This window comes from Spirosoma taeanense (assembly GCF_013127955.1).
In the GTDB taxonomy this organism is placed as follows: domain Bacteria; phylum Bacteroidota; class Bacteroidia; order Cytophagales; family Spirosomataceae; genus Spirosoma; species Spirosoma taeanense.
Map to the genome: position 1 here is coordinate 2,242,235 of NZ_CP053435.1, position 18,554 is coordinate 2,260,788.

Genomic DNA, 18,554 nt, shown 5'->3' on the forward strand with positions numbered 1-18,554 from the left:
CCCTACAAATAGTAAACACAGTACTATGCGCGCTTTTCCGGTAATGAGACAATCGTTTATGTGGGCTATTGTAACGGTCATAATTATGACTGGTGGGCTTTTTCTTGCTTTTAAGCCTCATCAGGCAGCCCCGTCACGCCCGAACATCATTTACATTTATGCGGATGATCTCGGCTACGCGGAACTCGGATGCTATGGCCAACAGAAAATACGGACGCCAAATCTGGACCAACTGGCTCGCGAAGGCATTCGCTTTACGCAGCACTACACGAGCATGCCCGTCTGTGCGCCCGCGCGCTGTATGCTGCTGACCGGCCGGCATGGCGGACATTCCTATATTCGGGGGAACTACGAAATGGGCGGTTTCCCCGACTCGCTGGAGGGTGGACAGATGCCGCTGTATCCGGGTGCGTTTACGATCGGGCGGATGTTGCAGCAGTCGGGTTATAAAACCGCCTGCATCGGTAAATGGGGACTGGGCATGGCCAACACCACGGGGAATCCCAATGAGCAGGGCTTCGATTATTTCTACGGTTATCTGGATCAGAAACAGGCGCACAACTACTATCCGACGCATCTGTGGGAGAATGGGAAACCCGTCCCGCTGAATAATCCGGTTATAAGCGTGCACCAGCGTCTGGCGCCGGAAAGGGCCACGCCCGAGGGGTTTGCCTATTATCAGGGCAAGGACTACGCCATTGACCGAATGGCCCAGAAAGCCTTGGCGTTTGTTCGGCAGCATCGGAGCGAGCCTTTTTTCCTCTACCTGCCATATACGGCTCCGCATCTGTCATTGCAGGCACCCGAGGACGTAGTGAAGGAATATGTCGGCAAGTTTGATGAAAAGCCTTATCTGGGCCAGCAGGGATACGCGTCGACGCCCTATCCGCGCGCTACCTACGCGGCCATGATTACGTACATGGATAAGCAGATCGGGGCGCTGATGCAGTTGCTGAAAGAGTTGAAGATTGACGACAACACGCTCGTGATGTTCTCCAGCGACAACGGCGCAACGTTTTCTGTGGGTGGGGTAGAGGCTGCTTTTTTCAACAGCGTTGGTAATCTGCGGGGGCTGAAAATGGATGTTTACGAGGGAGGCATCCGGGAGCCTATGCTGGCGCGCTGGCCCGGTAAAATCAGGGCGGGACAAACGACCGGACACGTTTCGATCCAGTATGACCTGCTGGCTACACTGGCCGAGCTGACTGGCTATAAACAGCCGTTTACAACCGATGGTATTTCGTTTTTGCCAACTTTATTGGGGCAGCCGTCCAGCCAGAAACAACACGCGTTCCTCTACTGGGAATACCCCGAAAAAGGCGGTCAACTGGCCGTTCGGATGGGTAACTGGAAGGCCGTAAAGACCGACGTACGCAAGAACCGCAGTGGTCTTTGGGAGCTGTATGATCTGGATAAAGACGTGGGCGAAACCAGCAACGTTGCCGCCCAACACCCCGACCTGATCCGGCAGGCCGACGCCATCGTTGCCCGCGAGCACACTCCCGCGCACATCAACGACTGGGAAATTATTAATCCTAAAACAGCCCCTAAGGCAGCAAACTGACGATTGGGTCAGGCCCAGACAAACTTATTGACTGAGTTAACACGCATCTTTTATGAAAATTTTTTCAAACCGTCTTTTCTCTCTTCTCTATAGTGTTTTTGCGCTGGTTGGCGTTGGCCTGCTCATCAGTGCCCGGGTGGTCAAACCGGGCCCCGCTACGCCCAATGTCGTTCTGTTTTTTATGGACGATCTGGGCTACGGTGATTTATCCTGCACGGGCGCTTTAGACTACACAACGCCCAACCTGGATCGGATGGCCGCCGAAGGGAGCCGCTTTACCAATTTTCTGGTTGCGCAGGCCGTGTGCAGTGCATCGCGGGCGGCCCTGCTGACGGGTTGCTACCCGAATCGGCTGGGGATTTCGGGGGCACTGGGACCTAATTCGCCAATTGGGTTAAATCCCAACGAGGAAACGCTGGCTGACCTGCTGAAAGAGCGCGGATATGCCACCGGCATTTTCGGGAAGTGGCATCTGGGCGATAACCGGCAGTTTCTGCCGCTGCAACAGGGCTTCGATGAGTATTACGGTGTACCTTACTCGCACGATATGTGGCCCCTTCATCCAGCGCAGAAGCAGGCAAATTACCCGTCTCTGCGCTGGATAGAAGGCAACGAGCCGAAGCAGGAAATCAAGGACCTGAACGATGCCGGCCATATTACCGAAACCATTACCGAGCGCGCCGTCTCGTTCATCCGGAAGCATAAGAAAGACCCATTCTTTCTGTATGTGCCGCACCCATTACCGCACGTACCGCTGGCGGCTTCGGCCCAGTTTAAAGGCAAAAGCGCCCGGGGTATTTTCGGCGATGTGATGATGGAGCTGGACTGGTCGGTCGGGCAGATTTTAGGTGAGCTGAAACAGCAGGGGCTGGACAAAAACACGCTGGTGCTGTTCATCAGTGACAACGGCCCGTGGCTGAATTATGGCGATCATGCGGGCTCGTCGGGTGGCTTCCGGGAAGGGAAAGGCACGTCTTTCGAGGGTGGACACCGGGTTCCGTTTCTGGTGCGCTGGCCGGGCGTAGTGCCCGCCGGTCGGGTGAGCAATAAACTGCTGAGCACGCTGGATATTCTGCCGACGGTCGCTAAACTCTGCGGGGCCCGGCTACCGAAACAGCGAATTGATGGCGTCGACTGGATTGCCTTGCTGAAAGGCGACAATACCGTTACGCCCCGCGACCGCTTCTATTATTATTACCGTAAAAACAGTCTGGAAGCCGTTCGGCAGGGCGACTGGAAGCTGGTATTCGCGCATCCGGGCCGCACGTATGAAGGATTTTTGCCGGGGCAGGGCGGGCAGCCGGGGCCCAGCACCGAAACCCATGAATTTCCCGTGGCCCTTTACGACCTCCGACGCGATCCAGGCGAACGTTACGATGTTCGGGAGCAGCATCCTGATCTCGTTGCCAGACTGGAAAAGCTGGCCGAAGAAGCCCGTGCTGATCTGGGTGATGACATACAGAAACGCACGGGGGCCAACGTTCGTGAACCCGGTCGTATCAGCCAGTAGCGCTTTTGGGATAGGCCGACAGGATTTACGGAGGCTGTCTGGAAATCCTGTCAGCCCTTTTTTTGATCGGAGAAATGTTGGCAAAATGAGTAAATTAAAGGTTGAATCGTATTACTTAATCGTGGACCTCTACGAATACAACTTCACCAGAAAGACAGGTGGCTGCCCGTCGCTTGAGCAGCGATTTACTCCTTATTACGTAACAGTTATTCTTCATGAAAAAAAAGTTTGCAGCCTTACCGGTTTCTAAGAAAACCGTTTGGTACTCTGCCCTGGCCCTGACGCCTTTGCTGCTGCTGGCCAGTGTCAAAGAGGACCCAATTGGCAAGCGGATCAAACAGATGGTGCCCGAAAAAGCGGCCGAGCTGGCCCGCTCCATTGAAACGCTGGTCACGCCCGAGCTGGCTGAGGGTCTTACCCTGAAGGTATGGGGCGTTGACTCGCTGGTAGCCGACCCGATTGCGATTGACATCGACGATCAGGGACGCCTATACTACACCCGAACCAATCGGCAGAAGAACTCCGAGTTTGATATTCGGGGGCATCAGGACTGGGAGATTGAGTCGAACCGGCTTCAGACCGTCGAAGACCGGCGCGCGTTTTTACGTAACGTCCTGTCGCCGGCCAACAGCAAGAAAAACGAGTGGCTTAAAGACGTGAACGGCGATGGTTCGCACGACTGGCGCGACCTGGCTGTAGAAAAAGAACAGGTGTATAGGCTCGAAGATAAGTCCGGCGATGGTGTGGCTGATATGTCGCAACTGGTCGTCGAAGACTTCAATGAAGAAGTAACCGACGTAGCGGGTGGCGTATTGTCGGACGGAGATGACCTCTACGTTGCTGTAGCGCCCGACCTGTGGCGGCTGAAGGACAAGAACGGCGATGGAATTGCCGACGAAAAAACGTCGATTTCGCATGGTTATGGTGTCCACGTCGGTTTCAGCGGACACGGCATGTCGGGGGTCGAAATGGGTCCCGATGGCAAAATCTACTGGCAGATCGGCGACATTGGCTTCAACGGAAAAGGGCCGGACGGGAAAAAATGGGAGCACCCCAATAGTGGCGTGGTGGTTCGCGCTAATCCGGATGGCAGCGACTTTGAAGTTTTTGCCTATGGCGTCCGAAATACGCACGAATTCGTGTTCGATGAATACGGCAACCTGATCAGCGAGGACAACGATGGCGACCATCCGGGCGAAAAAGAGCGGCTGGTATATATCGTAAACGGTTCGGATACGGGCTGGCGCAGCAACTGGCAGTATGGCAAGTACCGCGACCCGAACAACAACCCCTATAAAGTCTGGATGGATGAGGGGATGTATAAGCCCCGCTTCAATGGGCAGGCCGCCTACTTTACGCCGACGATCATCAACTTCGTGAGTGGTCCGACCGGGATGCTGTATAACCCCGGTACCGCCCTGAGTCCGAAATACAAGAACACCTTTTTCATTGGTGAGTTTGTGGGCAGTCCGGCCCGGTCGGGTATCCATGCCTTTAAGCTGAAACCAAAGGGCGCTTCGTTTGAACTGGGTGAGCACAAAAAAATCCTGGGTAACGTGCTGGCGACCGGCATTGACTTTGGTCCGGATGGTGCCATGTACGTGGCCGACTGGATCAACGGCTGGGATACGAAAGAGTACGGCCGCATCTGGAAACTGGACGATAAGGATGGAGCCGGTTCAGCCGAACGCCTGCTGACCAAAAAACTTCTGGCCGAAGACTTCAGTAAGGCCTCGGAAAGCCAGTTGGGGGAATATCTCAGAAACGCGGATATGCGCGTTCGCCAGAAAGCTCAGTTTGCCCTGGCGAAGCGGGGAGCAAAGGGGGCGACTGTGTTTACGGCCTCCATCCAGCAGACGGATCATCAGTTGGCCCGCGTTCACGGTATCTGGGGAATCAGCCAGCTGGCCCGCCAGGATAAGAAGTACGCCCCGCTGCTGATGCCGCTGCTTCAGGACAGCGACCCCGAGATTCGGGCGCAGGCGGCTAAATGGCTGGGCGACATTCGCTATGCCGAAGCCGGGCAATCTCTCGTTCCGCTCCTGAAAGACAGCAACGCCCGGACGCGCTTCTTTGCGGCCGAAGCATTAGGCCGGATTGCATACGAACCGGCCGTCCAGCCGATTATTGCCCTGCTGGAAGCCAATAACGACGAAGACGCTTATATCCGTCATGCCGGTAGCCTGGCGCTGGCCCGCATTGGGAAAGCCGAACCGATCGTTGCCCTGGCCAAGAGTTCGTCCCGTGGCCTGCGGATTGCCGCTGTGGTGACTCTACGACGCATGGCTAATCCGGGCATTGCCGCTTTCCTGGGCGACTCCGACGAGTTTGTGGTAACGGAAGCCGCCCGCGGCATTAACGACGACCTGTCGATTAAAGAAGCCCTGCCTGCGCTGGGCAATCTGCTGGCCACTACCCGCTTCACCAACGAAGCGCTGATCCGGCGGGCAATCAACGCTAACCTCCGGGTTGGAACGCCGGAGGCCATGCAGAACCTGATTGGTTACGCGAACAAGGAAGGCGCTCCGACGAGTATGCGGGCCGAAGCGATGGACGCTCTCAGCACCTGGTCGAAGCCGTCGGTGCTGGACCGCGTCGATGGACGCTACCGGGGCGTAGTGACGCGGGACCCGAATCTGGTGAAGACCAAAGCTACCGACACCTACGTTAAACTGCTGACCCATTCGGATCTGACGATACGTATGAGTGCCGTAAAAGCCATTAGTAAGCTCAGGCTGACGGAGGCATCCGACGAGTTGTTCGACCGGCTGAAAAACGACAGTGATCCGAAGGTACGGGTAGAGGCTCTGCGGGCGCTGGCAGCACTGGACAGTAAAGAAATTAGCAAGGCAATCGAACAGGCGCTGGCCGATGGCGAAAAAAGTGTCCGAGTAGCTGCGCTCGATCTGGTCAGCAAAACGGCCATGTCAAAAGACCGGATGGTCCAGTTGCTCTCCGACGTAATCAACACGCGCACGACCGAAGAAAAACAGGCGGCTCTGTTAACGCTGGGCAAACTGCCTATACAGAACACACAGAAGGTCTTTGACCAGTTGCTGGCTAAAATGGCCGCCGGTACGCTGCCGTCCGAGATTGGTCTGGAACTGGAAGAAGCCGTGGCCAGTACGAAATCAGCCCCGCTGAACGCCCGCTATAAAGCCATCAGCGCTAAACTATCGCCCGACAACCTGATGGCCTCCTACAAAGGCAGTCTATTCGGCGGTGAGCCCGATCAGGGACGACGGATTTTCTTCCGTCACCAGACGGCTCAGTGCATCCGGTGTCATTCCTACGATGACCTGGGCGGTAATGCCGGCCCACGACTTAACGGCGTAGCCAGCCGGCTGACGCGCGAACAGTTGCTGGAAGCGGTTATCAATCCAAGCGCCCGACTGGCGCCCGGCTTTGGAACGGCGACATTCCAGTTAAAGAATGGCAAAACCGTTAGCGGAATTGTGCAGAACGAAACCGACAAAGAGGTGGTCGTGAAAGTCGGCGATCAGCCCGATACGGTCATTGCGAAAGACCAGGTCGCTAAACGGGAGAATGCCCCATCCAGTATGCCCGACATGAAGTACCTATTGACCAAACGGGAAATCCGGGATGTCGTCAGCTTCCTGGCAACCCTGAAAGAAGATAAATAAGTTTGGAACAATGGCAAGCGCCCCGCCAGCTCAAAGCAGTTGGAGGGGCGCTTTTATGTTATCTTATTTTCCTTTCTAAAGGTCAGTTCCATATCCTCATTGTCAAATTTTATCTATAAACAATACTAAAAGTTAATCGTTTCTAAAGGATTCTGGCCTATATTATTGCTTCATCAGGCAGCATAAATGGTTTACTTCTCCGATATACAGAAAAATTATACGCATCTCCACCTGTTCATTATTCTCTTAAAGGAAGTCGAATCCTGGTTTAACCGGTAAGTCTATAATGAAAATCACTGACATCCGTGCGCTGAAAGGACCTAATTACTGGTCCATTAAACGCCATAAGCTGATCGTAATTCGGTTGAATTTAGAGGAGCTTGAGGAGTTTCCGTCAAACAAAATTGATGGTTTCTATGAACGTATGCGAGCGCTTATGCCCAGCCTGCATGATCACCAATGTTCAGAAGGCAGGCCGGGCGGTTTCTTTGATCGGGTCAGAGAAGGCACCTGGATGGGGCATATCATTGAGCATATCGCCCTCGAGATTCAGACGCTGGCAGGCATGGAATGTGGCTTTGGCCGCACCCGCAGCACCGGCCAATACGGAATATATAACGTAGTGTTTGCTTATCAGGAAGAACGGGCGGGTATTCAGGCGGCTATGTGTGCAGTCAATATTGCCCAGGCCCTTGTTGATAATCAAGCGTATGATCTTCAGGCTGATATCTGCACCCTAAGCCGGATTTGTGAAGAAGATCGACTAGGGCCCAGTACATCGGCTATTGTTAACGCCTGCGTTCAGAAAGGGATTCCGTATATCCGGCTTGACACCGATTCAGGCGTTCAGTTAGGCTACGGAATCCGGCAGAAACAGATACAGGCTACCGTAACCAGCCAGACCAGCAGCCTGGCGGTGGAGCTGGCGGCAGACAAAAACGAAACCAAACGCCGGTTAGTCCGCGCTAATATTCCCGTACCATCCGGAGAAGTCATTAAAACGGAAAATGAGCTTCAGGATTTGCTCCGTCGCCTTGATTTTCCCTTGGTTGTCAAACCCCTGGATGGTAATCATGGACGGGGCGTAACGACGAACATCCGGGACATTGAAACGCTTTTTAACGCGTTTCTGATGGCAAAGGTGCATAGCGAGAACGTAATCATTGAGCGATTTGCAGAAGGGAATGACTACCGATTGCTGGTTGTTAACTTTAAACTCTGTGCGGTCGCCCAGCGCGTTCCGGCGCGGGTTATCGGCGACGGCTCATCGACAATCAGCCAGCTTGTCGACAATGTAAACTGCGATTGCCGACGCGGAGAAGGTCACGTAAACCTATTAACGAAAATCTATATCGACGAGGCAACGCTTTGTTTGCTGAGAGAACAGGGGTTAACCAAAGATTCGGTACTTCCGGTCGGGCAGGAACTGTACCTGAAAAGAACCGCCAATCTGAGTACGGGCGGAACCGCAATCGACGTAACGGATCGGGTGCATCCCGAGATCAGGGCTATGGCCGAACGCACCGCCCGCATCATTGGTCTGGATGTTTGTGGCATTGATCTGATTGCTACGGATATTACCCGATCCCTGCGTGCTTCCAAAGCGGTCGTCATTGAAGTGAACGCCGGACCGGGGTTGCGGATGCACACGCATCCGTCGGAAGGCCAACCGCGCGATGTAGGCAAAGCCATTGCCGATATGCTCTTTCCCGAAACCTCCACTCCGGGAACCTCCGTTCCGGGCCGTATTCCAATCATTGCGGTTACGGGTACGAATGGGAAAACAACCACGACCCGGCTCACCCGACATCTGATCCGGCAGGCGGGTTACGTGGTTGGCTTTACCACGACGGAAGGGGTCTATATTGGCGATTCGCTCATTGAGGAAGGCGATTGCACCGGCCCGGCGAGCGCCCTGCAGGTGCTACAGGATTCGTCGGTGGAGGTGGCGGTGCTGGAATGTGCGCGCGGGGGCATGTTACGTTCCGGTTTAGCCTTTGACCAGTGCGATGTGGGGATTGTAACCAACGTGGCCTCTGACCACCTCGGGCTGCACGATATCAATTCTGTGGACGAGATGGCCCGCGTTAAAGCCATTATTCCCGAAAGCGTGAAACCAGACGGTTATGCAGTCCTGAATGCCGACAACGACTACACCTATGCCATGCGCCAGGATGTACGTTGTCACGTAGCCTTATTCAGTATGGAACCTGCCAGCGAGCGCATCGTGGCGCATTATAGCGCCGGGGGACTGGCGGCTGTTTTCGAAGACGGCTTCATAACCCTTCGGCGCGGTGACGAGCAGATTCAGGTAGAACTCGTAAACAACATTCCCCTGACCTTCGAGGGAAAAGCGCCGTTCATGATCGAGAACATACTGGCGGCTGTGCTGGGCGCCTACTGCCAGAATATTCCTGTCGACCTGATCGCGCGGGGATTACGTTCGTTTGTGCCGTCGTTCGAAACCACGCCCGGCCGAATGAATCTGTTCTGTTTCCGGAATTACTGCGTTCTGGTCGATTACGCCCATAATCCGCACGGAATTAAGGCGTTAGGTGAATATATTAAACAGGCGGGCAGCGCACATAAAGTTGGGATTCTGACCGGCATTGGCGACCGTCGCGATGAAGACATAATTGACGTAGGCCGGGTCTCGGCTGACATCTTCGACGAAATTATCATCCGCTTTGATGAGGATAGCCGCGGACGGGATACAGACCAGATTGCCGCTCTGATCAGTCAGGGCATTCGGGAGGTTGACCCAGGCAAGCCGATTCAGGTTATTCCCGACGAACTGGCAGCGCTGACCTACGCTATTCAGCATGCGCAGAACGCTACCCTGATTGTGCACATGTCGGACAGAATATACCGGTCGGTGGAGATTGTGCGGGCGTTTAAAGAACTGGAAGAAAAGGGTGAACTGCACCCTAATTTGCTGGTGAAAGCCTGACTCCGTATAATCGGATCTACAACAAGGCCGGGGCACCAAAGCGCCCCGGCGTCCCGTAAAAGTTGTCATGCCCGGTCCGGTGTACCAGTCGCTATGGTAACCATACAATCCCAGCTTTACGTCTGCGTACAGCTAATTATAAGATGTCTATATCAGCAAGTTTTCTAAAACCGAGTACTTCTGCTCAAAGGGGAGTGACACTGCGACGCCCGAGGGCTAATTCGTTATTTGGAGGTTCAAGCCATGTCTCACATACGCAAGGCCAATGCTAAAGATAAGCCTTTATTATGTGAGACGACAATTTGAGATTGCTTTTAGCATGAGCCTTCGGTTATCTTATAATACAGACATTACGTCGCTTAAAATGGGTTTTTAAAGATATAAAATGTGTCCTTATGACTACGATAATCTATCCTGGCTAAGTTATTCTAAGCTTACTAATTAAAGCCATAAATAAAGTATGAAAGCTTCTATCACAATCTGGGTTATACTCATCACCGTAGTTACCAGCTTTGCACAACCGGTTGGCGTTGTCGCTATCGAAGACCCGCAATTTGATGCCCAGTTTTCCCAGCGAGCAATACCCCAAGTCACTGGTAAACTCCTCCACGTAAACCCACAGGAAATAAAGGAAACGACTATCACCTATACGCTCGTTACACTTTTAGGACAGAAAACGAAAATCGCTCCCTTGTCTGCGGATGGAAGCTTTCAATTGGAATTAGACTATCCGTTGCCTTACCAGCAGATCTGGGTACATTTCGGCGAGCTGTTTTATACCGGCCTCTACGCCAATAAACAGCTCTATGTCGAATTAGACGTCCCCAAACTAAAAGCAGCCGGTAAGGAGCTTGCTTTTAAGGCAGACGGTGTTCGGTACCTAGGCGAAGATGGGCCACTAAACGAGTATATGAATGCGTATATCCTCTTTAAACGGGCGGACCAATTGGTCCTCTCTTCTAGCATCCAGCAGATTCGCCGGCCACAACACCCAGTGGCCAGCGAAGTGCTTGCTGCCTACACTCCTATTTTGGACTCGTTGAAAAGGATTCAGGCTGAGTTTGTAGCGACTCATCCGTCTCCCTACGCCTGGTTACTCGAGAATGAGCGCCTGTCCGAGTTTTATAGCCAGGTTTGTCTTCATTACAGGGGGCATCTGATGGAACCGGCTCTTTTCGATCAGATTAAGGCGCATAAGACCTATCTACGGTCCAATAGCAGTATGCTCTTTTACCTATACCTAGGCTATTATTTTCGCCATCTTACCGCCAATCGAGCTAGGGTCAGTTGGCAGGACGTGGCCCGTTTGTCTGATCTCACTGAGCCGGAAAAGGCCGCCATTGATTCCTTACGGAGTACGGAAACGCTTTCGCCCGCTCCTGCCCACCGGGCCCAGTGGACTAAACAGTTAGGGCCAAGAATGGGGAAAATGTATCAGAATCGGAGGATTGCCCAAGGCATTCGTTGGCTGGATAGCCTCTACTCACCGGCAATGGCCGAAATCATGAAGTTGCAGCTGAATGATAGTAAGGATATTGACGAACAGAAAGCGGCCTTAGAACAGATACTGCCCAGTATGACCACGAGCTGGTGTAAGCTGATAGCCAAGAAAGAATATGCGCGTACTATTGATCAAATAGCCTCGGTGAACAGGGCATTGGCCGCTTCCGGGAGATCACCCACCGTAGCCGATTTCGGCAGCCCTTTACAGCAAACTGATTTTGGAGCTACGCTGTACAAGCTCTCAAGCATGAGCGGGGCGGATTTTTTAGCCAAGCTCAAGCAGAGTTTTGTAGGTAAAGCCATCTTACTTGACCGGTGGGCTACCTGGTGTGCACCCTGCTTACAAGAAATGCCACACAGTAAAAAATTGCAGCAAGACGCCAAAGACCTGCCGGTTGTATTTGTCTACGTTTGCACAGCTCAAGGTTCGGACCAGGAAAGGTGGAAGCGAAAAATAGCTGAATTAAAACTGCCAGGCCTGCACTTTTTCATTGATGAAACGCTGGATACTGAAGTAGGTCAGTTGTTCTCTTTCAGTGGTTACCCAGGGTATGCCTTCATCAATCAGAAGGGGGTCTATAAGCCAGGGTCTATCACGTGGTTGTCAGCGATAAAAGGCAGGGATGACTTGGCGGCTTTGCTGGAATAAACAGATGAAGAGTGAGCCTGTAGTGGACTAGCGGACATATATTCTTAGTCAAAATGAGTTTGTAAGCGCATATTATTCATGCTCACATAACCCTCCTTTCGTGCGATTAAATGGGCTCTTGTACCTAGCTGTACCCAAACAGGTTTAGAATAAGATAGCTACCCAAGCGCCGAGCCGTCGGAGCATTAGCTTTTTTACCATAATTGGCATCGGCCCGTCATATGGCATTTGACGGGCCGTCGCTTGTCAGGATAAGGCAATTTCTTTGTTCCGGACGAATATCCGATCGTTCAGAAAGTAGGAGGCTCCCTTCGCCAGAATATTAATCCGCAGGTTGTTGACGTAAACGGGCACAAGCTCCGGAATCTCGTGGTAGTTGGTGTCCTTGACTCCATCGGTATCTACAATAAACACGCCCCCGGAGCCAATGGCCCGTAACACATTCCCCTGCGAAATAACCAGCCCCGAATCCACGCAAAGACCAATGCCCAGCAGGCCGGGATTCCGAAGCAAGGCTTCGGTCAGGCGGGGCAGACGGCTGCGCTGCATAAAGTGCGTATCAATGATGGCACCGGGCAGCAGGGAAAGCCCTTTTTCGGTCTCAATCAGCCCTTTGATGAGCGACTCGGCACTTTTTCCGTCTTTAATCGCCAGCTTCGACATCGCGGCCGCTCCGGCGCTTGTCCCCGCAATGACGAAGTTCTCGTTATGATACCGTTCCTGTAAGGTCTGAAGCAGCTTACTATCCAGCAGTTTTTTAATCAATATTGTCTGATCGCCCCCGGTAAACAGAACACCGTCGGCTTTTTCAACCCGGCGCAGGTTGTCGGCCTTATCCGTATCATCCGGGCTATCAATGCGCATGACATGGACGTTTTTGCAGCCCAGTTTATGAAAGGCATTCAGGTAGTCCTGACCTACTGCTTCGGGTAATTCGGAGGCCGCTGGAATAACCTCAATCCGCGAATCCTTTCCGTTTATCTCTTCCAGGAATTCTTCCAGAATACCGGATTCGAAAAATAAGGATGGGCGAGTGTCGCTCGATACTTCATTATCCCCCTGACTCTTGGCTTCACCACCCCCAATGGGAATTAATTTTCCTTTCGGTATCAACATAATCCTGCTCTTTGTATCAGTCTGCCATCAAAGAGTATAGAACCAATGGAGGGCTCCGGTGTTAGTAGGATAGACTGTTAGTTGGTATTTAACAAGCGTATGTCCAGCAGACTACCTAAATCCACTATGAACTATGATTATACGGGGTACACTGATTGCCATTGGGGGGAATGAGGACAAAGGAGCCCGAACCAGACAGCTTCACGTTCACGATACCGTTCATGCTTTTATGGATTCCGGAATTCTATACCGACTCACCGCCGAAATAAACGATTCAGATGCCTGTCTGGAACTAGTTACGACAGCTTCCAGTATCCCGGAAACGGTTAGCAGGCAATACGCACGCGCCTTCAAAAAGCTAGGGCACCGTAATGTGCGGCAGATGCACATTACTTCTCCTGAGGAGGCAGACCATCCCGACATCCTCGCCCGGATCAGGACCTGCGGAGGCATTTTCTTTTCGGGTGGCGATCAGCTGAAACTAACCGCTGTATTCAGCAACACTCACTTTACCCGGCTCCTGCACGAACGTTACGTGCGCGAGCATTTTGTCATTGCCGGTACCAGCGCCGGAGCCATGGTCATGTCGGACCTGATGATTTATCCGCTCACGCCGGAAGTTGATCTGCATCCGCGCGTCGATCTGTTTCCGGGTCTGGCGCTTGTGCATGAGGCCATTATCGACACGCACTTTCTGGTTCGTGGCCGCTTCCGGCGACTGGCCTTTGCCGTAGCTCAGAACCCGACCCATATTGGCATTGGTCTGGAGGAAGATACGGGCATCATTATCCGAAAAGGCAACAAGCTGGAAGCGATTGGCTCGGGTCTGGTTACGCTTATCGACGGACGAAGTCTGAAAGAAGCAAACCTGACGGTGGCCCACGTTGAGCACGATATTTTTATTGAGAACCTGCTGGTGCATGTGCTCAGCCACGGAAATAATTTTACGTTACGAAACAAAAAAATCTCCTGAGGCTTATGCGAAGATGGTTACCTCACCCTCGCCCGCTGCGTTGCGCCAGGCCCGGTACATGCCTTCGGAGTTGAATGGCAGTTCCACATTCCCGGCCCCGTCGACGGCAATCAGCCCACCTTCGCCACCCATTTTTTTGAGTTTATCCTGCACGACGTAGTCGCAGGCGGCTTTCAGCGACAGTCCTTTGTATTCCATCAGGCAGGCGATGTCGTAGGCGACCACGGCCCGGATAAAAAACTCGCCGTAACCCGTACACGATACGGCGCAGGTCTGGTTGCTGGCGTACGTTCCGGCTCCGATAATGGGCGTATCGCCCACGCGGCCATACTTTTTATTCGTCAGACCACCCGTCGACGTAGCCGAGGCCAGATTGCCATCTTTGTCGAGCGCTACCGCCCCCACGGTTCCTTTGCCGGTGTTTCTAGCGCTGTGGTCCAGCTGGGTTTTGTTGGCCGCCTGTGCTTCTTTTAATTGCTGAGCCCGTAAGGCTGTGTAGAAATAGGCATCTGGTTCCCTAGCAAGCTTGTGCTCGCGGGCGAAGTCTTCGGCCCCGCTGCCCAGCAGAAAAACATTATCTGAATGTTCCATTACGGTCCGGGCAAGCGAAATAGGATTCCGGATGTTCGTTACGCCAGCCACGGCCCCGGCTTTCAGCGACCGGCCGCACATAATCGAGGCATCCATTTCATGCTTGCCATTAGCCGAAAACACAGCGCCTTTACCCGCGTTAAACAGTTCGTTGTCTTCCAGGCTTCGAACGGCCTGCTCCACCGCATCCAGCGCTGACCCGCCCCGGGCCAATACAGTGTAACCTGCGTCTAAAGCGTCTCCCAGGGCTTGCCGGTAAGCTTCTTCCTGCTCTGAGGTAATTTCCGAGCGGTTGATGGTGCCGGAGCCTCCATGAATAGCGATTACATACATAACAAGGTCTTTTTCTTTCTACTACCGACGGTCGCTTCCTGTTGCAGATCAGGTCAAAAAGTTGCCGACCGGCTTTCCCGAAGTTGAGCTCGGCAAACCTGACTAATTCGGTTATCTCACGTTTTAAACCAGACTTAGTATGGCAAATAACAGCGAGGTAAACCTTTCAACTCCCTTTTCAAAGTGTGGAAAGTTACTGTTTATGTTAAATTATACTATTGATGTTTCTATTATTTGCAACTTTGTATCTATAGGCCAGTGGCTTTTCATAAAATATGATTATTGGTAGATTATTTGAATTTATAATCACCTGCTAGCGCGCATACGGATGAATAAAACCTTACGGAACCTACTTTTATTCGGATTTATATGGGGTTGTTCTGGCTTTTTTCTGGGGTGCCTGACCTTGATGGGACCCGTTCGCTGGGTAGTTAGCTGGTCTCGCGCACACGCATATTCAGATACTGTCGAGAACTGGCTTGTACGAATTCTAATCCTTCTGTTAGCGGGTGGTTCTTTCTGGCTCGCTCGGAAGGTGCGTAAAGCAATCAATGAGACCCAGAAAAAATCAATGAAGTGGGGGCTCCCTGTCGGTGTCTTTGCATTAGCCACTCTGGCCTTATCGCTGTTCATGAATCCTGCTTTTTTGAACAGCACAACGGGTGGAAGCGTCGATACGACCAACAAGGAATTCACGTTTGGGCCATATCCGACTGCGGGAATGCTGGTGGAGTTAAAAAAAGAAGGCTATGTGGGGGTTATCTCGTTGCTTCATCCGGCAGTAACGCCGTTTGAGCCGGTGTTATTAAATGATGAACGAACAGCTGGCCGACAAATTGGAATCAATATTATTAGTGTACCGATGCTGCCCTGGATTAGCCAGAATGAAGAACCTATTCGACAGATCCGGGAGATAGCAGCCAACCCCCAGGGCCGGTATTATGTGCATTGCTATCTGGGAAAAGACCGGGTTAATGTGGTTAAACGAATAATCTCCGGCAACAGTACAGCTTCGGTGAATGACGAAGAGGCCAACTCATCACGCAGTCTGAATGAGGTTGACCGGTTTGAACGCGGTCCTGTCGTTAACTTAGGTAATGATGTGTATCTAACCCCTTACCCGACCGATGAGGAATACCTGGGATACCTCATCGCGGCTGGTGTTAAGCAGGTAGTATGTGTACTGGAACCGACGGATTCAGAAGCTGCCCAGAGGATTCAGCAGGAGGAGAAAACCTTAAAGGTTTATCAGATCGCCTACCTTTCCTACCCAATTCCTGAAGCCAAAAATGATAAGGAAATTGCGGCTCTGCTTGAGAAACTCAGGGACCTGCCCCGGCCGTTAGTTATCCACCGCTTTTTTTCTGACCAGCCCATCGAAAAAAAGATAGTTGAAGCGTACCGGAAACGCTTTGGTAATCCCACTTATCCAAACTGACGTATGGCTGTGCGGATCAGCTCCGTAACAAATGCAAAAAGCCCAAGCGCATAGCCCAGGCTTTTGAAAATCAATTCCGATAAATGCTATTTTGCTTCTACCAGATTGGGCTGTAACCACCGCTGGGCCACGTTCAGGGTGTAGTCGGCAAAGGCCTTTGCCGTGTGCTCATAGACCGCATGACCTTTGAACTGACCATTTTCGTCGAGGTTTTGTTCGGTTTCGTGCGATTCATACAGCTTCGGTGATACAATCGAATAGCTATTCGTAAAGCTGATGATTTTGCTGACGACCGTTGTCATATCCAGCGCTGGCTGGCGGCCACCGCGCCCGGTCGATACGCCCACCATGGCAAAAACTTTGTTTTCGAACAAGTGCTTGAAAGCGGGGCCGCCGAGCTGGTGAATGGTATTAGTGGCTTGCGGAGGTGCCGTCCAGTTATATTCAGGCAGGGCAAAAAAGACGAGATCAGCGGAATTCCAGGCGTTAATGAGTTCCTGCTGGAAAGGCGTCAGGGTATCCTTTTTGACAGAGCCCTGCCCCACAAAGGGAATATCGTACTGTTCGAAATCAACAATGGAAATTTCATGCTGGCCGCTCTCTGCCAAAACAGTTTGCATGTATTTTACGAAACGCAGCGAGTTGCTGTTTTTACGAGATGAGGCTGAGATTAAAGCGATGTTCATTGGATAGCTTCATTGAAATGCAACTGGTTAACGATCGGTATATGGGTTTAGTTTCAGACAAAAAAGATGGGCTGCCTGCAACGATTATCACTGACCTGGGGTCTTTACCAGACACAACCGATCGGACAATGAAGCTGCTCCTGCTTTTGCTCCTAGTTATGGGCGTTGCCCATGCCCAACGGCCGACCGGGCCAGTCCGATGCGATTCGCTGCCGCAGGTTTTCCCGCCCGCACGGATGCCGAATATCCGACCCGGCAATGCATTCTACCAGCTTCCTTCCGACCCCAAACATGTTGTGCGGGCCACGCTGGACAATATGCCGGTGAAGGTACCGGAGGCTTCTGTCGAGTACACAATGTTGCAGTCCTATCCGCGGTACCCCAAACCCGCGCCGTCATTACCCGTTTTGCCTCAGTTGCAGTTGCCTCCGCCAACTGTACCCGGAAAGCGGTAATCAAACTAGTGCCTGCGCTAGGTCGGCAATCAGATCTTCGGCGTGTTCGAGCCCAATCGAGACGCGCAGCAGGTTCTGAGGGGTTGTCGAGTTATGACCTTCTACGCTGGCCCGGTGTTCGATCAGACTTTCCACGCCACCAAGGCTGGTGGCCCGCGTAAATAATCTCAGCTTACCTATGAAGCGTATAGCTTCGTTGGCTCCGCCCCGTACCTGCACAGAGAGCATGGCGCCCGGCCCGTTCATCTGCTGGTGAATCAGCGCGCGGTCTGGATGGTTTGGCAAACCCGGGTAATGCACTTGTTCAACGGCCGGGTGGCCATCCAGAAACTCCGCTACGGCCTGCGCAGTAGCCATCTGCGCCCGCATCCGAACCCCCAGGGTTTTGATGCCCCGGCTCACTAGCCAGCAATCGAACGGCGACGGCACGGCGCCCAGATGGCCCTGCAGAGACCGTACGCGCTCCGTAAACGCATTGTTTCGCTTGAAAATTAGGGCTCCGCCCAGCACATCGCTATGGCCGCTGAAGTATTTGGTCGTGGAATGCATGACTACATCGCAGTTCAGATCGAGCGGACGTTGCAGCACGGGCGTGGCCCAGGTGTTATCGCAGACGCAGATCGCATCGGCATCGTGAGCCAGCCGCGAGACCGTCAGCAGGTCGGTGATGGTGAGCATAGGGTTGGAGGGTGTTTCGCACCACACCATCCGCGTGTTTTCGTGAATTGACGACTGAACGGCGTCGAGGTCGCTCATGTCCACCCGGCTGTAAGTCAGCCCCCACGGGTGAAATACCTGTTCGAGCAGAGCTGGTGTACCGTAATACGCCTGCGTTGCCAGCAGCACATGGTCGCCCGGCCGCAGAGCCTGGAACAGCGTCATTGTAGCGGCCTGTCCCGAGCTGAAAGCCATGCCCACGGCTCCGCCTTCAAGCTTTGCGAGCGCCTGTTCGAGTGCTTCGCGGGTCGGATTGCTGGTGCGGGTATACAAATAATCAGCCGGCAGTTCGTTGGCTTCATTCCGAGCGAAGGTTGTTGAAAGGTGGATGGGCGGCACAACCGCTCCAGTGGTCGGGTCGGTCTGGTGCGTAGCGCGGAGCGCAAGGGTATCGAAATGCATCGTCTGAACGTCAGGTTTGAAGA

At 52.9% G+C, this 18,554-nt stretch carries 12 protein-coding genes; 8 read left to right on the top strand and 4 right to left on the bottom strand.

Annotated features, from left to right (window positions below; genetic code table 11):
• The first annotated feature begins 85 nt into the window (after positions 1-85).
• From HNV11_RS09480 to HNV11_RS09500, 5 genes are all read left to right on the top strand, one after another.
• The gene (locus HNV11_RS09480) at positions 86-1,564 is read left to right on the top strand and encodes an arylsulfatase (protein WP_240163881.1); all 1,479 of its coding nucleotides are present in this window, start codon (positions 86-88) and stop codon (positions 1,562-1,564) included.
• Between the two features lie 52 nt (positions 1,565-1,616).
• On the top strand, positions 1,617-3,074 hold the full coding sequence (locus tag HNV11_RS09485; RefSeq protein ID WP_171739436.1) for a sulfatase family protein: 1,458 nt from the start codon (positions 1,617-1,619) through the stop codon (positions 3,072-3,074).
• A gap of 215 nt (positions 3,075-3,289) precedes the next feature.
• Positions 3,290-6,718: a HEAT repeat domain-containing protein gene (locus HNV11_RS09490; RefSeq protein WP_171739437.1), complete on the top strand. Its 3,429-nt coding sequence runs from the start codon at positions 3,290-3,292 to the stop codon at positions 6,716-6,718.
• Between the two features lie 286 nt (positions 6,719-7,004).
• Complete coding sequence (gene cphA, locus HNV11_RS09495) at positions 7,005-9,668, top strand: cyanophycin synthetase (protein ID WP_171739438.1); 2,664 nt, start codon at positions 7,005-7,007, stop codon at positions 9,666-9,668.
• A 460-nt stretch (positions 9,669-10,128) separates the two neighbouring features.
• On the top strand, positions 10,129-11,820 hold the full coding sequence (locus HNV11_RS09500; RefSeq protein WP_171739439.1) for a TlpA family protein disulfide reductase: 1,692 nt from the start codon (positions 10,129-10,131) through the stop codon (positions 11,818-11,820).
• A 246-nt stretch (positions 11,821-12,066) separates the two neighbouring features.
• On the opposite strand, the gene HNV11_RS09505 is transcribed toward HNV11_RS09500, so the two are convergent.
• Positions 12,067-12,936, bottom strand: a complete 870-nt coding sequence (locus tag HNV11_RS09505; RefSeq protein WP_171739440.1) for a cyanophycinase — start codon at positions 12,934-12,936, stop codon at positions 12,067-12,069.
• A 133-nt stretch (positions 12,937-13,069) separates the two neighbouring features.
• Here HNV11_RS09505 and HNV11_RS09510 point away from each other — a divergent pair, with 133 nt between their 5' ends.
• Positions 13,070-13,909, top strand: coding sequence for a cyanophycinase (locus HNV11_RS09510; RefSeq protein WP_171739441.1), 840 nt, complete (start codon positions 13,070-13,072; stop codon positions 13,907-13,909).
• Positions 13,910-13,912: 3 nt separating this feature from the next.
• On the opposite strand, the gene HNV11_RS09515 is transcribed toward HNV11_RS09510, so the two are convergent.
• Positions 13,913-14,833, bottom strand: a complete 921-nt coding sequence (locus HNV11_RS09515) for an isoaspartyl peptidase/L-asparaginase family protein (RefSeq protein WP_171739442.1) — start codon at positions 14,831-14,833, stop codon at positions 13,913-13,915.
• A 328-nt stretch (positions 14,834-15,161) separates the two neighbouring features.
• Between HNV11_RS09515 and HNV11_RS09520 the strand changes: the two genes are divergently transcribed.
• Positions 15,162-16,271 carry a hypothetical protein gene (locus tag HNV11_RS09520; RefSeq protein ID WP_171739443.1) on the top strand — a complete coding sequence of 370 codons (1,110 nt, stop codon included), beginning with the start codon at positions 15,162-15,164 and terminating at the stop codon, positions 16,269-16,271.
• Positions 16,272-16,357: 86 nt separating this feature from the next.
• On the opposite strand, the gene HNV11_RS09525 is transcribed toward HNV11_RS09520, so the two are convergent.
• Positions 16,358-16,957 carry an NAD(P)H-dependent oxidoreductase gene (locus HNV11_RS09525; protein WP_171739444.1) on the bottom strand — a complete coding sequence of 200 codons (600 nt, stop codon included), beginning with the start codon at positions 16,955-16,957 and terminating at the stop codon, positions 16,358-16,360.
• Positions 16,958-16,998: 41 nt separating this feature from the next.
• Between HNV11_RS09525 and HNV11_RS09530 the strand changes: the two genes are divergently transcribed.
• Positions 16,999-17,412: a hypothetical protein gene (locus HNV11_RS09530; protein ID WP_171739445.1), complete on the top strand. Its 414-nt coding sequence runs from the start codon at positions 16,999-17,001 to the stop codon at positions 17,410-17,412.
• Here the strand turns inward: HNV11_RS09530 and HNV11_RS09535 are convergent, their stop codons facing one another.
• The gene (locus HNV11_RS09535; protein WP_171739446.1) at positions 17,413-18,531 is read right to left on the bottom strand and encodes a trans-sulfuration enzyme family protein; all 1,119 of its coding nucleotides are present in this window, start codon (positions 18,529-18,531) and stop codon (positions 17,413-17,415) included.
• Positions 18,532-18,554 lie beyond the last annotated feature (23 nt).

What these genes read in the sequence shown, in the direction of transcription:
- HNV11_RS09480 (WP_240163881.1), top strand. Translation starts at nt 86, where the DNA reads ATGACTGGTGGGCTTTTTCTTGCTTTTAAGCCTCATCAGGCAGCCCCG.
- HNV11_RS09485 (WP_171739436.1), top strand. Translation starts at nt 1,617, where the DNA reads ATGAAAATTTTTTCAAACCGTCTTTTCTCTCTTCTCTATAGTGTTTTT.
- HNV11_RS09490 (WP_171739437.1), top strand. Translation starts at nt 3,290, where the DNA reads ATGAAAAAAAAGTTTGCAGCCTTACCGGTTTCTAAGAAAACCGTTTGG.
- cphA (WP_171739438.1), top strand. Translation starts at nt 7,005, where the DNA reads ATGAAAATCACTGACATCCGTGCGCTGAAAGGACCTAATTACTGGTCC.
- HNV11_RS09500 (WP_171739439.1), top strand. Translation starts at nt 10,129, where the DNA reads ATGAAAGCTTCTATCACAATCTGGGTTATACTCATCACCGTAGTTACC.
- HNV11_RS09505 (WP_171739440.1), bottom strand. Translation starts at nt 12,936, where the DNA reads ATGTTGATACCGAAAGGAAAATTAATTCCCATTGGGGGTGGTGAAGCC.
- HNV11_RS09510 (WP_171739441.1), top strand. Translation starts at nt 13,070, where the DNA reads ATGATTATACGGGGTACACTGATTGCCATTGGGGGGAATGAGGACAAA.
- HNV11_RS09515 (WP_171739442.1), bottom strand. Translation starts at nt 14,833, where the DNA reads ATGTATGTAATCGCTATTCATGGAGGCTCCGGCACCATCAACCGCTCG.
- HNV11_RS09520 (WP_171739443.1), top strand. Translation starts at nt 15,162, where the DNA reads ATGAATAAAACCTTACGGAACCTACTTTTATTCGGATTTATATGGGGT.
- HNV11_RS09525 (WP_171739444.1), bottom strand. Translation starts at nt 16,957, where the DNA reads ATGAACATCGCTTTAATCTCAGCCTCATCTCGTAAAAACAGCAACTCG.
- HNV11_RS09530 (WP_171739445.1), top strand. Translation starts at nt 16,999, where the DNA reads ATGGGTTTAGTTTCAGACAAAAAAGATGGGCTGCCTGCAACGATTATC.
- HNV11_RS09535 (WP_171739446.1), bottom strand. Translation starts at nt 18,531, where the DNA reads ATGCATTTCGATACCCTTGCGCTCCGCGCTACGCACCAGACCGACCCG.